Origin of the sequence: Providencia sp. PROV223 (genome assembly GCF_028479245.1) — a bacterium.
Classification (GTDB): domain Bacteria; phylum Pseudomonadota; class Gammaproteobacteria; order Enterobacterales; family Enterobacteriaceae; genus Providencia; species Providencia rettgeri.
On the sequence record NZ_JAMPNG010000001.1, the window covers coordinates 295,171 to 312,379 of the forward strand.

Annotated in this window: 20 protein-coding genes; 6 read left to right on the top strand and 14 right to left on the bottom strand. The window is 36.9% G+C overall.

What is annotated here, in order from left to right; all coding sequences use genetic code 11:
- Positions 1-148 precede the first annotated feature (148 nt).
- Together PR767_RS01420 and sra are read right to left on the bottom strand one after the other, a co-directional pair.
- Positions 149-928, bottom strand: coding sequence for a YaeF family permuted papain-like enzyme (locus tag PR767_RS01420; protein ID WP_109911282.1), 780 nt, complete (start codon positions 926-928; stop codon positions 149-151).
- 226 nt (positions 929-1,154) lie between these two features.
- Complete coding sequence (gene sra, locus PR767_RS01425) at positions 1,155-1,343, bottom strand: stationary-phase-induced ribosome-associated protein (RefSeq protein WP_004910503.1); 189 nt, start codon at positions 1,341-1,343, stop codon at positions 1,155-1,157.
- 284 nt (positions 1,344-1,627) lie between these two features.
- On the opposite strand from sra, the gene PR767_RS01430 reads away from it, so the two are divergent.
- Entirely contained in the window at positions 1,628-2,272 is a 645-nt protein-coding gene (locus tag PR767_RS01430; protein ID WP_272519779.1) for a glutathione S-transferase family protein, read from the top strand.
- 48 nt (positions 2,273-2,320) lie between these two features.
- On the opposite strand, the gene PR767_RS01435 is transcribed toward PR767_RS01430, so the two are convergent.
- Complete coding sequence (locus PR767_RS01435; protein ID WP_181937006.1) at positions 2,321-2,662, bottom strand: hypothetical protein; 342 nt, start codon at positions 2,660-2,662, stop codon at positions 2,321-2,323.
- A 363-nt stretch (positions 2,663-3,025) separates the two neighbouring features.
- Here PR767_RS01435 and PR767_RS01440 point away from each other — a divergent pair, with 363 nt between their 5' ends.
- The 3 genes from PR767_RS01440 (at position 3,026) to PR767_RS21235 (ending at position 4,620) form a co-directional block, all read left to right on the top strand.
- Positions 3,026-3,721: an aspartate/glutamate racemase family protein gene (locus PR767_RS01440; RefSeq protein WP_110731887.1), complete on the top strand. Its 696-nt coding sequence runs from the start codon at positions 3,026-3,028 to the stop codon at positions 3,719-3,721.
- A 333-nt stretch (positions 3,722-4,054) separates the two neighbouring features.
- On the top strand, positions 4,055-4,291 hold the full coding sequence (locus PR767_RS01445) for a helix-turn-helix domain-containing protein (RefSeq protein WP_117161971.1): 237 nt from the start codon (positions 4,055-4,057) through the stop codon (positions 4,289-4,291).
- 113 nt (positions 4,292-4,404) lie between these two features.
- Positions 4,405-4,620, top strand: coding sequence for a CatA-like O-acetyltransferase (locus PR767_RS21235; protein ID WP_350025291.1), 216 nt, complete (start codon positions 4,405-4,407; stop codon positions 4,618-4,620).
- A 135-nt stretch (positions 4,621-4,755) separates the two neighbouring features.
- On the opposite strand, the gene PR767_RS01450 is transcribed toward PR767_RS21235, so the two are convergent.
- Positions 4,756-4,917 carry a hypothetical protein gene (locus tag PR767_RS01450; protein WP_155242205.1) on the bottom strand — a complete coding sequence of 54 codons (162 nt, stop codon included), beginning with the start codon at positions 4,915-4,917 and terminating at the stop codon, positions 4,756-4,758.
- A gap of 240 nt (positions 4,918-5,157) precedes the next feature.
- Between PR767_RS01450 and ttcA the strand changes: the two genes are divergently transcribed.
- Positions 5,158-6,072, top strand: coding sequence for a tRNA 2-thiocytidine(32) synthetase TtcA (ttcA, locus tag PR767_RS01455; protein WP_004910491.1), 915 nt, complete (start codon positions 5,158-5,160; stop codon positions 6,070-6,072).
- Positions 6,073-6,331: 259 nt separating this feature from the next.
- Here ttcA and zntB read toward each other — a convergent pair whose 3' ends face one another.
- Together zntB and PR767_RS01465 are read right to left on the bottom strand one after the other, a co-directional pair.
- Positions 6,332-7,315, bottom strand: a complete 984-nt coding sequence (gene zntB / locus PR767_RS01460) for a zinc transporter ZntB (protein WP_004910490.1) — start codon at positions 7,313-7,315, stop codon at positions 6,332-6,334.
- Positions 7,316-7,666: 351 nt separating this feature from the next.
- Positions 7,667-9,289 carry a peptide ABC transporter substrate-binding protein gene (locus tag PR767_RS01465; RefSeq protein ID WP_272519780.1) on the bottom strand — a complete coding sequence of 541 codons (1,623 nt, stop codon included), beginning with the start codon at positions 9,287-9,289 and terminating at the stop codon, positions 7,667-7,669.
- A gap of 704 nt (positions 9,290-9,993) precedes the next feature.
- On the opposite strand from PR767_RS01465, the gene tpx reads away from it, so the two are divergent.
- Entirely contained in the window at positions 9,994-10,497 is a 504-nt protein-coding gene (tpx, locus tag PR767_RS01470; RefSeq protein ID WP_004910486.1) for a thiol peroxidase, read from the top strand.
- Positions 10,498-10,575: 78 nt separating this feature from the next.
- Here tpx and PR767_RS01475 read toward each other — a convergent pair whose 3' ends face one another.
- The 8 genes from PR767_RS01475 to pspA form a co-directional block, all read right to left on the bottom strand.
- On the bottom strand, positions 10,576-10,950 hold the full coding sequence (locus tag PR767_RS01475; protein WP_042851578.1) for a hypothetical protein: 375 nt from the start codon (positions 10,948-10,950) through the stop codon (positions 10,576-10,578).
- Between the two features lie 322 nt (positions 10,951-11,272).
- Positions 11,273-12,832, bottom strand: coding sequence for a transcriptional regulator TyrR (gene tyrR / locus PR767_RS01480; RefSeq protein WP_004910482.1), 1,560 nt, complete (start codon positions 12,830-12,832; stop codon positions 11,273-11,275).
- Between the two features lie 239 nt (positions 12,833-13,071).
- A complete protein-coding gene (locus PR767_RS01485) occupies positions 13,072-14,127 on the bottom strand; it encodes a YcjF family protein (protein WP_109911277.1) in 1,056 nt (351 codons plus the stop codon).
- Complete coding sequence (locus tag PR767_RS01490; RefSeq protein WP_272519781.1) at positions 14,124-15,521, bottom strand: YcjX family protein; 1,398 nt, start codon at positions 15,519-15,521, stop codon at positions 14,124-14,126. Before PR767_RS01490 ends, PR767_RS01485 begins: the two co-directional genes overlap by 4 nt.
- An 82-nt stretch (positions 15,522-15,603) precedes the next feature.
- Positions 15,604-15,783 carry a hypothetical protein gene (locus tag PR767_RS01495; protein WP_042851577.1) on the bottom strand — a complete coding sequence of 60 codons (180 nt, stop codon included), beginning with the start codon at positions 15,781-15,783 and terminating at the stop codon, positions 15,604-15,606.
- Positions 15,784-15,865: 82 nt separating this feature from the next.
- A complete protein-coding gene (gene pspC, locus PR767_RS01500; RefSeq protein WP_109911274.1) occupies positions 15,866-16,222 on the bottom strand; it encodes an envelope stress response membrane protein PspC in 357 nt (118 codons plus the stop codon).
- Positions 16,222-16,452, bottom strand: coding sequence for an envelope stress response membrane protein PspB (pspB, locus tag PR767_RS01505; RefSeq protein ID WP_004910474.1), 231 nt, complete (start codon positions 16,450-16,452; stop codon positions 16,222-16,224). Before pspB ends, pspC begins: the two co-directional genes overlap by 1 nt.
- 80 nt (positions 16,453-16,532) lie before the next feature.
- A complete protein-coding gene (gene pspA / locus PR767_RS01510; RefSeq protein WP_004263893.1) occupies positions 16,533-17,198 on the bottom strand; it encodes a phage shock protein PspA in 666 nt (221 codons plus the stop codon).
- Positions 17,199-17,209: the final 11 nt, after the last annotated feature.

The following is a 17,209-nucleotide window of genomic DNA, read 5'->3' on the forward strand; positions in this document are numbered from 1 at the left end:
TTGATTTCTTAAATGAGAATGGTTATCTTTTACCTCGTGAATACTTGAGTAAATCACTCAAGTTTATCACAAACGACATTGCTCACATTGCTTCCAGTTTAGCAGGCCAACTTCATATGTTGGCCTTTTTTTTATTTAAAATAATCTATTATTTTCTGCGTATTGCACTACTAAAACTCCATGATTTCAAATGCCCAACATATGCTAGGCGTTGAGTGGGCATGAAAGTCGGCACATCACCGGTTCGCATATGCAATATATCCGCAGGTGTTATCCACGATGAATTACCTTCAAATAAGGGAATACCCGCATACTTATAAGCATCTAGGACAAACTGCGAACAAAAGAAACCATTAGCTTGGTCCACATCATCGCCTAACTGAACTTTAGCTAAGGTTTTTAAGCAAAAATTACGTATCGTTTCACCAATTAACGGAAGTTCACATACTCTTTTAGTGATCATCCAAGGAGCAATCATCACAATGCCTTTATAGTTATACTTGTTTCCATTATTTTGAACTGAAAATTCGCGTAATTTTTCTGCATGTAATGATGTTAAGCCTGCTTGTCTCAATACCACCATGTTATTAGAATCTTTCACTGCTTGGTCTAAGGTAATGATCCTAACGCCACTTCCCACAGATTCAGCAACTTCGCCCAAGCCTAGATAAATAGATGCATGGCTTACTCCGCTAATACTAAATAACCGAATTCCCCATGAATTTAACCCTGTAGCAGACGATAAAAGAATATCTCCGGGCAACATATCAGAAACTGCCAACGGTTCAACGGAATCCTCAATAGGAACCGTATTTGCGTGTTGAATATTAAATTTTAAGCGATTAGTTTCTTCATCTGATTTAAATTGAGTAGAACACCCTGAAAGAGAAAAACAAAATAAAAATAGTAGGCAACAATAAAATTTCATTCTACAACACCCAATAGTGATCTTTCTTTTTAGTTTTTAATTAATGCAGATAATATCCTTTAATCTATTTTATGACTACCGTTTATTTTTATAATAAGAGGCTCTGAATGTTACGCGTAGGAATGGTGTATATTGAAGTGAGTTAATGTAAGTTAATAAGAAAAATCCAATTTTAATTAAATAGCATCAACCCCCTAGTGAATACTAGAGGGTTACATTCATTCAATTAACTAATAACATATTCTGGGTAAAAAACAGTTACTGAATGATATGTTTTCTTTTCTGTCGCTTTATTCTTTTGTACTGCAACTGCGGCATTATCTTTAGAACTTAGCGAAACACGTATGTTTTTCTTAGAACGACTTAATTTATAAGGCATACCTAACAAACGACGTGCATTATTATTACTAACCATTATCGACTCCTTAAACTACTAAATTAAAAATTCATTAAAAAAATGAACATCAAAAAACATAGTCATCGTTGACCACAAAGGCTTTTTTGTTTCATAATAATAACAAAACAAAGTGTAACTTAATCAGTATAACACTAAACTAGTAATATATAATCCAGTTTTATTTATTAGTTCCCAATGGTTACTATATATTTTACGTTAAAATTATATTCGGTTTGCTTGAAAGGCTATTTTAATAAAAAACATGTTATTGGGTTATTTCATACGACTAAGCAGAGGTGTAAATGTTAAAAATATTAGGCCGCACTTCGTCAATTAATGTCCGAAAAGTATTATGGACTGCACATGAGCTTGATCTTAAATATATTCATGAAGATCACTGGGGAAATCATGAGAATTTAATTCAAGTCGATTTTTTAAAATTAAACCCCAATGCGCTTATTCCAGTCCTTGTTCATGAACAAGGCTCATTATGGGAGAGCAACACAATTTGTCGGTATCTAGTGGCAAAATCCCAACGGACGGATTTATTACCCGAAGAGCCACTTGCTAGGGCTGAAATAGAAAAATGGATGGATTGGCAAATCTCAGAGCTCAACCCAGCATGGCGAGCTGCATTTATGGCACTAGTAAGACAGGATTCTTTTTTTCTACAACAACCTGAAATCGTGGAAAAAAGCATCCATTTATGGAATGAAAAAATGCAAATAATTGAATCTGTGTTATCAAAAAATCAGCCCCAAAAAAATCATCAGAACTATCTCTATGGAAACCATTTTTCTCTAGCGGATATCGTTATCACATTATCAATCCAACGTTGGCTATTAACCCCGATAAAACGCCCTAACACACCATTTTTACTTGACTATTATAAAAAAATGATAAATCGCCCTGCAGCATTAAAATGTATAAACCAACAGACCGCATAACAAATAACCTAAAAGCGTGTGCTACAAAATTTTAGCACACGTAGTTCCTTATTCGAGCGGTGAAGCAGGACTTGAGCACTTATCTTTCCAAATTTGGTTAACCTGTTCAGGCAATAATATTTCATGTCCTCCGTCAATAAACGGAATAGAAATATCCATGCGGCCTTCATCATTGGTATAAGATTTAACAATAAAACGCTTAAATCCGTCAGGCTTATCATTTTTATATCGATACACCTCCCCACAAACATAACCAACCTTACCATTATCCGCAGTGTAGCGAGAAAAATGATATTCAATATTTCTAAATTTTGCTGCTTGTGGGTACGCTAAAACATCATAAACATTCTTTTTTACTTGCTCAACTAAACTCAATTGAGTTGGTTTCATATATAGTGCCCCTAACAGAAATGCAGCACCAAAAATAAGTATCGCAATGATTACTTTAAAAAAATTCATTTTTATTCTCGCCATATATGACCAAATTTATTGAAATAATGTTCATTATGATGATAACCAGATATCAATTAAAATCCATCTTTAAAACGTAAATATTCTTATATTTATCATTTTGTTATTTAAATAAGTTCAACATTAAAACCTTATTGTGTGTAATGTTAAGTTGAGTTTAATATTACAACTGTTTTTTACTCTTAATCCCCTAGAAAATTTCTCGTTTCTATTGTGATCCTCTGTAAACAATCAGTATAGTAAGAAAAATAATAACACTGCATGATAATAGGAAGTTGAAAAATGAAAACAATAGGCCTCATTGGCGGTATGAGCTGGGAATCTACATTACTATACTACCAACAACTTAATGAAGGAGTGAAACAGCAGTTAGGTGGCCTACATTCTGCTAAAATTGTTTTATATAGCGTCGATTTCGCTGAGATAGAACAGTATCAGTCCAATGGGCAATGGGATTTGGCAGCACAATGTTTAGCAGATGCAGGAGAGCGTTTAAAGCTTGCAGGCGCTGATTTTCTGGTTCTTTGCACCAATACTATGCATAAAGTAGCACCACTAATTGAATCTCAAACCGGTCTTCCATTATTACATATAGCTGATGCAACAGGTGAACGGATAACACAGTCAGGTATAAAAACAATTGGACTCTTAGGAACTGCGTTTACGATGGAGCAGCCCTTCTATAAACAAAGGTTGATTGATAAGTTTAATTTGGATGTTCTAGTACCTAGCGCCCAAGATAGAAAAATAATTCATGATATTATTTATAATGAACTATGCTTAGGAAAAATAAACAAAGAATCTAAACAGGAATATCAACGTATAATGACATCTCTGGTAGAAAAAGGTGCTGAAGGTATCATTTTAGGATGCACTGAAATAACATTACTTGTTAATCAACATGATACTACAGTAAACATATTTGATACCACCGCCATTCATGCACAAAAAACAATTGAAGTTGCGCTATCTGCTTAATCATTATTATCTAATAACAGACGCTGTCTTCAATAATTATTGTTAAGATAGTTTCTGTTAAATAATGGTAGCAAAATTGACATATCATCTAGTTAAAAATCACATTTTGCACTATTAAATAGAATTTAATATTAGCCAATTCTCACCTTTTGATTATAAAATACAATAATGCTATTTTTTATCGTTTATTGCACTAACTCTATTCTTATAAGAGTTAGTTTAACTTAACCACCTTAGATTTGTTTTTTATTAAATTTACAGATTATTACCCATTGAATATTAATTCTCATCTAAGATAATAAAAAATTAAGATTAAATTTTTGACAGGTTATTATGTATAAAAATAATGTTGGTAATGTTGTATTAGGCGGATTTATTAAACAAAAACGTATAGAACGTCAAATTACGACAAGAAAAATGGCTGAACTAATATCTATTTCTGAAAAATCATACATAAAATATGAAGATGGAACTCTTTCAATATTTATTGACCACCTTGTAATGCTATCTAAAATACTCAATATAGATGTCAAAACATTATTTGATATCTACGTCAACGCACAACCATGAGCCTGAATATATTGTACTATCACAAAAATTTTGCTTTATATTGAAAGGGTTAAATATAGTACTTAGACAAGAGTTATCACCAGCAATTAACGTTGTATAAAGATAATCTCAGTTTGCATCCTCAATCACAGCAAATTGAGAATGTATTGTATGTGTCATCTTTACCTTGGGTTTCATTTGACAGTTTTAATCTAAATATTGCAGATATTACTAATGTCTTTACCCCTATATTTACTATGGGAAAATACTATAATGACAACAATAAAACATGGTTGCCTCTAGCAGTACAGGTACATCATGCTTGTTTGCGATGGCTTCTATGTTGGTAAATTTTTAACTGAATTACAAAAATTATGTGATAAGCTAGCTCATTAGTACCATAAATTACTCACCGTTATGAAGGAAACTAGCCCTTCCTTCATTTGTCGTGGGTTAATCTCGTTATAATGGCACTCTCAGTATTTTTAATTCAAAAATAATAAGCTCATATAAATGGCATCCCCAATAGTACCACTTTGAAAAAAATATTCCGTTGGCGTAATTACCATTTTAATAGTGCTGGTGAGTAAAGACGAAACCAATTCAATAGGGTCAGTTGCAGGCATAGTTCCTCCATATTTTGTCATACACTACGTTCTAAGTAGTGCTTATACAATGAGATAAAGGCTATAAAGAAGACGCCATACCCCAACAGATTTTCACCTCTTTTAACGAACTGGTATCACTCCCCCCCCAGCTTCTGCTATTATGAGCCTCTTTTTATAGATCTCGCTGATTAGGCTTTAAGCACAGAACAATAATAATTTAACAGCTGAAAGTACAATTAACCATCAGCAACATAAACCCCAGTAGCAGAACAATATAGAATGACAACCAATAAAGAACAGTACAACTTAAATAAGTTGCAAAAAAGAATTCGCCGTGATGTTGGCCAAGCAATCGCTGACTTTAACATGATAGAAGACGGTGACCGGATAATGGTTTGCTTGTCTGGAGGTAAAGATAGTTACACACTGCTTTCCATCCTGCAAAGTTTGCAAAAAAGTGCCCCTATCCAATTTTCATTAGTTGCGGTTAATTTGGACCAAAAACAACCTGGCTTCCCTGAGCATATTTTACCTGCATACCTTGATAACCTTGGTGTGGAGTACAAAATTGTTGAAGAAAATACCTATGGGATCGTAAAGGAAAAAATTCCTGAAGGGAAAACAACTTGCTCATTGTGCTCTCGTTTACGACGTGGAATTCTGTATCGTACAGCAACTGAATTAGGTGCAACTAAAATTGCACTTGGTCACCACCGTGATGATATTTTACAGACCATGTTCCTAAATATGTTTTATGGCGGTAAGTTAAAAGGCATGCCTCCTAAATTAATGAGCGATGACGGAAAACACATTGTTATCCGACCACTCGCTTACTGCCGAGAAAAAGATATTGAGCGCTTTGCACAGGCTAAAGAATTTCCAATTATCCCTTGTAATCTATGTGGCTCTCAACCAAACCTGCAACGTCAAGTTATTAAAGAGATGCTACGTGATTGGGATAAGCGTTATCCTGGCCGTATCGAAACAATGTTCCGCGCCACTCAAAACATTGTGCCGTCTCATTTATGTGATACCGAATTATTTGATTTCAAGAATATTTCTCATGGAGATGAAGTTATCAATGGCGGTGACCTTGCGTTTGACAAAGAAGAGCTGCCTCTCCAACCTTTTATAGAGGAAGATGATAAGCCCGACTTTGCAGCTGAACGCCTTGATATTATTGAAGTTAAATAATATTTATTATAACCTCCTTGTTTGGAGGTTATTTTTTGCTCGGATTTAATGCAAAAAAAAGCCGATGTAAATTACATCGGCATTACAGTGGTCAATTATTCTGTATAAGAACTCAATATGAGAAAAACTACAATTATGGAGCACAACGTTCATCGCTCAACGTTGCATTCACCTGCAGGACTAATACTGCACTAAAACCTCAGTAGTTTTATTGATTTATCTCAAACTAGGTCCGGTTATAGGAAATAAGTCATCAATATTAGAGCCATCGGCTTTTTCTTAGCCACCATAAGACGGTTGCGATTAAAACGGCTAATAAAACGCAAAAGACACTAAAGGCAAAGCGGAATTCATTACCGGGGATCCCTCCTAAATTCACACCAAACAAACCCGTTAAAAACGTTGTTGGTAAGAATATCATGGCCATTAATGACATCGTATAAATACGCCGGTTCATCATTTCAGTCATCATATTCGTTATCTCATCAGAAATAATCGCTGTACGTGCTATAAATCCATCGAGATCTTCAATGCAACGCCCTAACCGGTCAGAAATCTCTTGAATTCGACGACGATTAGTTTCATCTAACCAAAGTAATTTTTCCGTTGTTAAGCGAGAAAACATATCTCGTTGTGGAGCCATATAACGGCGGATTACAATAATTTGCTTACGGAGTAATGCAAATTCTCCTCTATCAGGAATTTGGCCATTTAATATGGAGTCTTCCATATCAATTAAACGCTCATGCAAAGAATCTGTAAAATCACTTATTTCATCTGTAATAGAATCAGCAACCTCTACTAGCCAATCACCTGTGCTTTGCGCACCTACTCCCTGTTTTAAGTCATCAATAACAGAGTCTAAAGAGTTTACTTTTCGGTGACGGCTAGAAATAATTACCCGGTTATTAATAAATACTCGAAATGCAACTAATTGCTCAGGACGCTGGCCAGTATTGGTATTTAAAGTTTGCAATGTTAATAAAATGCCATCACCAACACGTATCAAACGCCAACGCCCTGAATGCCCTGATAGCGCAGACTTAACTTGGTCATTAAAGAGGTCTGATTGCTGAATCCAATTAAAACTTTGAGGATCTTTATAATCATAATGAAGCCAGAACGGAGACTGCTGGCTCGCACTCGCATTCACATCAATGGGAAGTAATCCACCGTCTCCATTTAACTGAAATGCATGTACAGGATTTGAATTTTGGAATAAAGAACCATAAATCAGCCCCATGCAATATCTCCCTTTTATAATCAATACGGTATTTGTAGTCGAATAAATAATTCTTTGCAATTATTTCAAGAATCACTTCCACAATACATGAATAAAACAACAAAGAAAAAAGAATGAGATTAACATCTTATAAAAACAGACAATTCCTCATAAATCACAAAATATCGCCATTTTTGCTAAATAAAACCACATAATTGACACAAATGAGCAATAAAATTTACGATGAGTTTTTTATTATAAAAAGGTAGTGTTTATTCCTTTTTTTGGTCCTCCTTCCCATTCTCCAGAGGAAGGAGCTTTTTTCTTTTTGTCAGAAAAACAGCCCACAACATGTGCAGGCTGAGATCTTTTTTAATGTTTAATAATATAAAAGCTATGGCTATATGCGACATCTTCAGGGTTGTTAATCGGGTAACCTTTTAGCCAAGGCTTAATTAGGCGTGCATTGGTATATTGATAAATAGGTGCGATTGGCGCTTCTTTTGCAATGATAGCTTCTGCATTATTATAATAACGGTTGCGTAATTGCGCATTTGTTTCAATACTCGCCGATGCGATAACCTCATCATATATAGGGTTGTTGAATTTTGGTATATTACCACTATGCTGAGAAGTGAGCAGAGACAAGAAGGTTGAAGGCTCATTAAAATCCCCTATCCATGATGCGCGTATAACATCAAAATTTCCTGTATTACGGCTATCTATATAGGTTTTCCATTCTTGATTAACTAGTTTGACCTCAGCACCTAGCTTTTTCTTCCACATAGAAGCAATTGCTATAGCAATTTTTTGATGGTTTTCTGAACTATTGTATAATAACGTTAATTCTAATGGGTGATTTGGACCAAAACCAGCTTGTTGTAATAACACTTTTGCTTGCTGGTCTAACTCTTTTTGTGAATAGCTATTATAAAGCCCTTTTTCAGGCTTAAAGCCATCAGTGACATCAGGAGTAAAATAATTTGCGGGCTTCTCCCCTGTACCTAATACCTTATTCGCAATTAATTGGCGGTCAATCGCCATGGATAATGCTTTTCTAACACGAACGTCATCCGTTGGTGCACGTTGAGTATTAAAAGCATAGTAATATGTCCCTAATTGGTCTGGTGTAAAGACTTCATTAGGAATATCTTTTAACAATTTTTGATAGCGTTGTTTTGGAAATGATTCGGTAATATCTAGATCACCCGCTAAATAACGATTAGTTGCATGAGACTCTTGGTTAATCGGGACAAAAGTGACTTTAGTGATGACTGTATTTTGATGATCCCAATAATTTTTATTTGGTACCAAAACAATTTTTTCATTAACCACTCTGTCAGATAAAACAAAAGCGCCATTTCCAACTAAATTTCCGGCTTTTATCCAGTCATTACCAAACTTTTCAACGGTTTTTTGGTGAACAGGAAATAAACTAAAGTTAGCCGTTAACGAAGGAAAATAAGGTACCGGCTTATTTAGAGTAATCTTTAGTGTGTGCGTATCAACCGCTTCAACACCTAGTTGCTCAACTGGCAATTTACCATCAATAATATCTTGCGCATTGTTAATGCCTGCTAGTGCTGCAAACCAAGCAAATGGTGATGTTGTTCCAGGTGAAACAAGTCGCTGCCAGCTATAAACAAAATCTTGAGCCGTGACAGGGTCACCGTTTGACCAATGTGAGTCAGATCTCAGTGTAAATGTCCAAATACGATTATCAGCCGTATCCCAGCGTTGAGCTACTCCAGGGATCGGCTTTCCATGATCATCTTGGTTAACCAGCCCTTCAAATAAGTCACGCATGACTTGTGCTTCTGTTAACCCCACTGATTTTACTGGATCCAAAGATGCGGGTTCGTCTTTTAAATGCCGTGTAACTTCTTGGTTTTCAGCTAAAACTGTACCTGTAGGTATCACGGCACTAATAGCTGGTGTAGTAACAAAAACTGAAGAAATCAAAATCGCTAAAGATGTAAATGAATGTTTATGCATTATATTTTCTATCTTGTTAATATAAATAAAGGTAACTAAAAGCCTAGTTAAATGATTTCAAATGAAGATGCTATTATTAACAACGTTACTGCATTTACTGATTAAGTTTCATTTCGGTAATTTGAATGTTGGAAAAACCCACTATACCAATAAAAACATAAATTTATGATGTAAAAAACCATATCTAACATAGGTAATATCAAGTCATAATTACTCTGTAGTTTATCTTAATTTATCATATGCTTTCATATTTTAAATATCCACATTTCTCGTGTAATTAATTGATTTCCTAACTCAAATATACATAAATTAATACTCATATTATAGAACCATAACCCTATCTCTATCATTTTTCAGGTAATTAAATAATGACTCAAGAAACCAATACAGATCGATTTCCTTTTGTTACACTTCATAGGTCAGTTTAAAAAGTGCATAACAAAAAACGCAAGCATTGATAAAGCTTAGTAGTTATATAATGATGATGCACCATACTGTGATAAAAAGTAGGTAAAATTATCTTGTTTTGCCCCATATAGGACTCAAGGTAAGAGATAAAGTTTCCGTATAAAATTTGGTCATTAGTACAATGTAAAACTCAGCACTGCGTAACTGCCCATTAAAAAACCTTTAATCGCAAAGATTTTTTATTAGAAGATAGATTAAGTTATCAGTGACTCACTTTATGAATGGGAGAAAAATTCATGTCGCAGACAGTTAAGTTAAAAGGTAATGACATCACAGTTAACGGTGTCTTTTTACAAGCGGGCTCAAAAGCTAAACCTTTTACCCTTGTCACCAAAGATCTCAGCGAAGCAACGCTGGAAACCTATGAAGGTAAACGAAAAGTTTTAAATATCTTCCCAAGTGTCGACACTGGCGTATGCGCGGCGTCAGTTCGCAAGTTTAATAAGCTCGCAAACGATTTGGATAACACTGTTGTATTATGCATTTCTGCTGATCTACCTTTCGCACAAGCGCGTTTTTGTGGTGCAGAAGGTTTAGATAATGTTGTTACGCTATCTTCTTTCCGTAGCGGCTCGTTTGCGAATGACTATGGTGTTGATATTGCTAGTGGCCCATTAAAAGGCTTGAACGCTCGTTCCGTTGTTGTCCTAGATGAAAACAATAACGTTATTTATAGCCAATTAGTTCCTGAAATAACTGAAGAACCTGATTACGACAGCGCATTAAATAGTTTGAAATAAGCTTTTGTCATATTTAGTTCACTGTAGTTAACAATAAAGCGGGAATTTCCCGCTTTATTGAATAATATAAACACCACTCTAATCTACGTGAGCCCAATACAATGGTTGGTGGTTCTTTGCATTAACAACATTCGCAAATAACTTGTTGTCACTCATTATAGAAATCAAAGTATGAGAGAGCGTACTCAATACTTTTAAGGCTTGGTCCTGGGTAACAGGGCAGCAAGATGTCAAAATATCAATAATGAGGTCTCGAGGCTTATGGCCATTTTTTACCAGCGCCTCCCACGTAAAACGATTTTTCTTCGCTAAATATTTTACTGCAGCTTTATTCATCAGATAAAGTTCGGCGGCTGAGGCGGCAGACTCAAACATATCATTTTTATAATGGCTCTGGCTCATGTATTCGCGTAGCTTACGATTTACAACGAAATTAATAGTGAATTGATCCATGGCAACTCCTTGTAGGCTGAAACCCATCAGATGAGATTACGATACCCTAAAACAGCAGCTGTCTTTGTTATATAGCAGGAAAATTCACCAATTAGCAATAGTATTAGCAGGGTTTTGCCATATCAAACACAAGATAAAAAAGATACGTCTTTAAAATAAGATTGAGACAATGCCCCATTTTCATAGACTTCATCCATTGTTCGCACTACATATTGGCAATACTTATTCAAACCGTCTTCCGGTATTGTTGTTGCTTTGCCAGAGCCACTTAAAACCAGCCCTATTATTGCGAATACGTAAGTTATTCTTTTATACATTTAATTTAGTTTTGCTCTTTTTTCGTATTAAGGCCATATTCTCTCAATTTATTGGCGATTGCCGTATGAGAAATATCCAAACGTTTAGCTAATTTACGGGTACTCGGATAATCGCGATACAAACGTGCTAATACCGATGCTTCATAACGTTTAGTGATTTCATCTAGCGAGCCATTGAGTGAATCTAAAGCGAGTGCGGGGGTATTAACTACATCAGGTAATTGGATATTATCTGCATCTAATATATTGCCATTAAGTTGCGTTAACCCTTGATAAAGAGCATTTCTCAGTTGCCTTACATTACCCGGCCAATAATAACTACTTAAATATTCTATCAACGAAGGTGCCAATTTAGGTTCAGCAATATGAAGCTCTTTGGAAAAACTGGCGACAAATGTTTTGGTCAGCGGTTGAATATCTTCTTTACGTTCACGCAATGGAGGAATAGTTAATGTCAGTACATTCAAACGATAGTAAAGATCCTCTCTGAATTTCTTTTCGGCAACCAATTCAGGTAAATTTTTCTGTGTTGCACAAATCACACGAACGTTCACCTTAACTTCTTTTTCTTCCCCAACACGCCTAAATGTTCCATCATTTAAAAAACGTAATAACTTAATTTGCATTTGTGGCGACATTTCAGCAATTTCATCAAGCAACACCGTTCCGCCATTGGCTTGTTCAAAAAAACCCTTTTTGCCTTCAACCGCATTTGGATAAGCACCCGCTGCATAACCAAATAATTCACTTTCTACGACATCATCCGGCATCGAAGCACAATTTAAGCCTAAAAACGGTTCTTTTCCTCTCGCACTATGCAAATGACAAGCTTTCGCTAAGATATCTTTCCCAGTCCCCGTTTCACCGACAAGTAATAATGGCTCATCCAGCATAGCAATACGTTTGGCTCGTTCAACCACATTTGCCATGACAGGGCTAACAGCAATAATTTGTTCAAAACCGCTGCCATCTACCTCAATAACTTGTTGGCGTTGCTTATCTAAAATTGCAGCCGATTTCAACAGTAATACCGCACCAGTACAATGGGATTTACCATTTTCATCAGCCAAAATAATAGGTGTTACTTGCATCAAATAGTCTTGGCCTTTAATGACAACTTTCTCGGTGTACGCCTCTGGTGACTCCCGTTCAAACCAACGTACTAGCCCTTGACTACCAACTAGCTGTGAAAAGGTTTTTTCTCGAATTTTAGCCTCATCATAACCAAATAACTGCAATGTCATTGGGTTAATCAACTCAATATTTAGCTTGTTGTCTATGGATAAAACAGGTTCTGGAAATGAGTTTAAGAGCGCCCAAACGGCTTTATGTTCTCTTTCTGAAGGCATAAAATAAATTCGGCGAACATCAATAACACCATTAATACGGCGTATTTCTGCCATCAATGTGCTGAATACCTGAAAATCTACAGGTGTAAAGTTGAGGTAAATCCTACGTTGAGGAGAGATTTCAATACCTTTTAAATCAATATTTTGTAGAACTAAAAGGTCAAGTAATTCACGCGTTAAACCGATACGGTCTTGGCAGGTCACTTCGAGGCGCATAGGTAAGAACCTTCATCAAAAAAGCCGAGAGAATAAAGGTATTTTAGCCTTAAACATTAAGGGAATACAGTGTTTGTGTCACAAATTGTTGACAGCTTGTAAGCTTTATAATCATCAACAAATAAAGTCACGGTTTTCCTTTATTTTTTAAGGCTTGAAATAAGAATAAACACATTAATCAATAAATGATGCTGCAGAGTGAGCAAAAACTGTCAACTCACCCTGCCAATGCGATTGTTTTACGCTTTTTCTTTTTTGCTGGGAATGACATTTTTTAACTGGCCAATTAACTGATGGCGAAAATCGGCTAAACGTGGCTTGTTTTCTATCCAAGGTAGTGGTCGACATAATTCCATCGCCTTAATACCTAAACGCGCAGTTAACAAGCCTGCTCCAATACCTTGTGCTGCTCGTGTTGATAACCGTGCGGTAATGTCTTGAGATAGCCAATCCATCCCCACTTCACGAATTAATTCAGACGCTCCCGCAAAGGCAATATTAATGAGCACCATGCGAAATAGCCGAATTCGGCTATAGTAACCGAGTTCAATACCATAGATTGCCGCGATCCGATTAATTAGACGAATATTTCGCCAAGCAATAAATGCCATATCCACCAGTGCTAGCGGGCTCACCGCAATCATGATGGCCGATTCTGCGGAACAACGACTAATTTCTTTACGAGCTTGTTCATCAAGGATAGGCTGAACCATTCGACTATACAATTCAACAACTTCCCTATCATTATGAGAGTCATGAAGAGTGGCTTGCCAATTAGCAATTGCAGGATGTTGCATCGATAACGCAGATTGTTTAGCCAGTTTTTCACAAAAAGCCTTTCCTTGCCCCATACCATGACTGTGCAATAATTCGCGAGCAAAGTCCCGTTCCTCCGCACGTTCTCTCAGGCGATACAACCGCCGCCATTCGCCAACAACAGACCCAACACCCGCCACAACGATTAAACCGCCCGCGGCAGCGACACCTAACGCAGTCCAATCTTGTGTTACCCATGATTGGTGGATCCAAACGCCGAGCTGAGCAACGACACTGACCCCAAAAATTCCCGCAGCCGCGCCAACTAATTTACGCCAAAAACTCCGTTTTGGTTTTAACGCTTCGTTAATCAGGCTTTCAACCTCACCTTCTTGGTTGTCCTGCTCTGTTTCCAAAGACACTGGTGTAAATTTTTCAAGTTCACGTTCATCAAAAACTTGGGCTTTTTTTAGCGATTCTTTCGTCTTATTTTCACTATGTTCAGCAAAATCTAAACGCTGTTTTAAGGGTTCATTCATTTCAGTTTATCTCCCAACAAAAATTCAAGCGCACTGTCCATACGAATGTGTGGCAATGGTTGATCCATTGGCGTTGGCCTTGGTCTGAAATCTTCAAATTGAAAACCTTGAGTTTGCCAGAATTGTTCATTCGGCAAGCGTTTTGGCACTTCCCCTGGGTAAAACATTAACGGTTGACCATCACTTAGCCGATTCCCTTTTAACGCAGGTAATTTTTCACCTTTATAGTCTACCAGACCACTTTCGGTAGCTTGTATTGATGCTAGACCCACACAATCCATGCTGATCCCCTCAAACGCAGCATGCTGCCATGCCTCTTGCACTAGCTGTTGCAACAAAGCCACTAAATTTGCATGTTGGTCTGGTGTTACGTGATCTGACTTACTTGCGGCAAAGAGTAATTTATCAATACAAGGTGAAAATAAACGCCTCAGTAGTGTGCGCTTTCCATAATGAAAACTACGCATTAATTGCGTTAATGCCATTCTCATATCATTAAAAGCATCAACACCACTATTTAGCGGTTGTAAGCAATCAACTAACACAATTTGTCGGTCAAAACGTTGGAAATAATCACGATAAAAGCCCTTTACAACATGCTCACAATAATATTGATAACGTTGCTGTAACGCGCCAATATTGGTGTTTTTACCTGTCTGTGCGAGCTTTTTGTCGCCATATTTGGCCACACTCGGCCATGGGAAAAATTGCAGAGCCGGCGCTCCTGCTAATTCAGCGGGTAAAACGAAACGTCCCGGTTGAATAAAGTGCTGCCCTTGGGCCTTGCACTCCACTAAATACTGAGTGTAGGCAGCGGCAATTTCAGCAAGCAAATTTTCATCAACTGGCGCTAAAGGGTCACATTTTTCACACAATGCCAGCCAAGGTTGGGCTAAATGTGCGCGTTCCCCCTTGATTAAGGTATTCATTTGTTCAGACCACGCTAAATAATTTAAATCTAGCATGGGTAAATCCAACAACCATTCACCGGGGTAATCGACAATCTCTAAATATAATGATGAGTTATCAACAAAATGACGCAAAAAAGAGTCTTCTGAGCGGTAATGTAATTTAAGGCGTATTTCACTGACTCCCCTTGTTGGTGTTGGCCATTGCGGGGGCTCCCCATAAAGAGAAGCAATACCTTCATCATACGCAAAACGTGGTACTGACAAATCACGGTGAGGTATCCGTTTAACACCTAGTAACCGCTTATCTCGCGCAGCAGAAAATAAAGGCAGCCGTGCCCCGGCATTCACATTCAATAGTTGATTCATCAGTGAAGTAATAAATGCGGTTTTTCCACTACGGCTAAGCCCTGTTACTGCGAGCCTAACATGACGATCAACACTTCTATTCATCAAATCCGTTAATTCACTGTGCAGTCGTTTCATGCTCCTCCCAAGACTTATCCTTTCAATTTAAACCCATTTTACGTCATATTGCGTACTATAATTTAGCATAAAACAAATTGTATTAGGTTAACCGTTTAATTAGTACATTGAGCAACCATTTACTCGTCAATAATTTAATGATTTTACCTACGACTCCGGCTGGGCCATATGTCATAAGTAATACCGCAGCGATTCGAATACCTTTTTGTAGAATAAGTTTCTTTACAAATTTTTTGATTCGATAACGAACGTTATTTGCCATATGTCACTCACTTATTGATAAAAAACAAAAGGGATTTGGTTTTGAAACCTAATCCCTTATCATGTGATGGCGATACGATTTGCTATAGATTTCGAAATTTACTGTTCACTGTATAAGTATCTGAAGTAACGTATCTTTCAATCTGGCGTAACTTCATTTCACCGGATTTTAATTGTGTATCAATTTGGTTAATAAGACTACTCACTTCTGGGCCAATATCTTTCTGTGAACGGTAGCCACTTGGTGCCGCTTCGACAACAAAGCACATCACGATGTACAAAATCAAAGTAATACCAAAGCTTACAAATAAGGCTAATACGGCTAATGCTCTGACCAAAGCAACCGGAAGTTCTAAGTACTCAGCAATACCCGAACACACACCACCGAACACACGTCTATCCGTTAAACGATAAAGTTTGCGGTTGCGAAATTGAGTCATTATTTTTGCCTCCAATTTGGGTGTTCTGCATCCAAAATATCTTCAAGCGTTTTAATGCGTTGCTGCATCTGTGATGCTTGCTCTGCTAATTGCATCAAACGTTGTACTTCATTTTCAGTTAGCTGACTCCCCTGCCCATTATTTTTTTTGCTGTAATGTAGCCACAGCCAAATAGGCAGAATAAAAATGAGAAAAATAATTAATACGAGAGACAGAAAAACGTAGCCCATCACATATCCTTATACATATGGTTAACCTATCTATGGCACTGATACGATATTGCTAACGTACCAGTGCATCAAAATAACTGTTACTGATCTTTATTGATTTTAGCTTTAAGCGCCGCTAATTGCGCGCTTATTTCATCGTCTGCTTTTAACTCTGCAAACTGTTGATCCAGTGATTTTTGTTTACCAATACCATAACTTTGAGCTTCACCTTCCATATGGTCTATACGGCGCTCAAACTGTTCAAAACGAGCCATTGCTTCATCCAGTTTGCCGCTATCCAGTTGGCGACGAACATTACGACTAGATTGTGCTGCTTCCATACGAACAACCATTGATTGCTGTTTCGCACGCGTTTCTTGCAGTTTGTTTTCTAATTCAGTGATTTCACCTTTTAAACGGGTCAAGGTTTCATCAACAATAATCAGCTCGTGTTTTAAGGTATCAACCATTGCACTCACTTTTTGCTTTTCAATCAGTGCTGCACGCGCTAAATCTTCTTTATCTTTCACCAGTGCTAATTCTGCTTTTTCTTGCCAATCAGCAACTTGTTTTTCGCCCATTTCAATACGGCGCTCTAAGCCTTTCTTTTCAGCTAAAGTGCGTGCTGATGTAGAACGGATTTCAACTAGCATGTCTTCCATTTCTTGAATCATCAGACGGATCATTTTTTGCGGATCTTCTGCTTTGTCTAACAAAGAAGCGATGTTTGCATTAATGATATCGGCAAAACGTGAAAAAATACCCATTATTTATATCC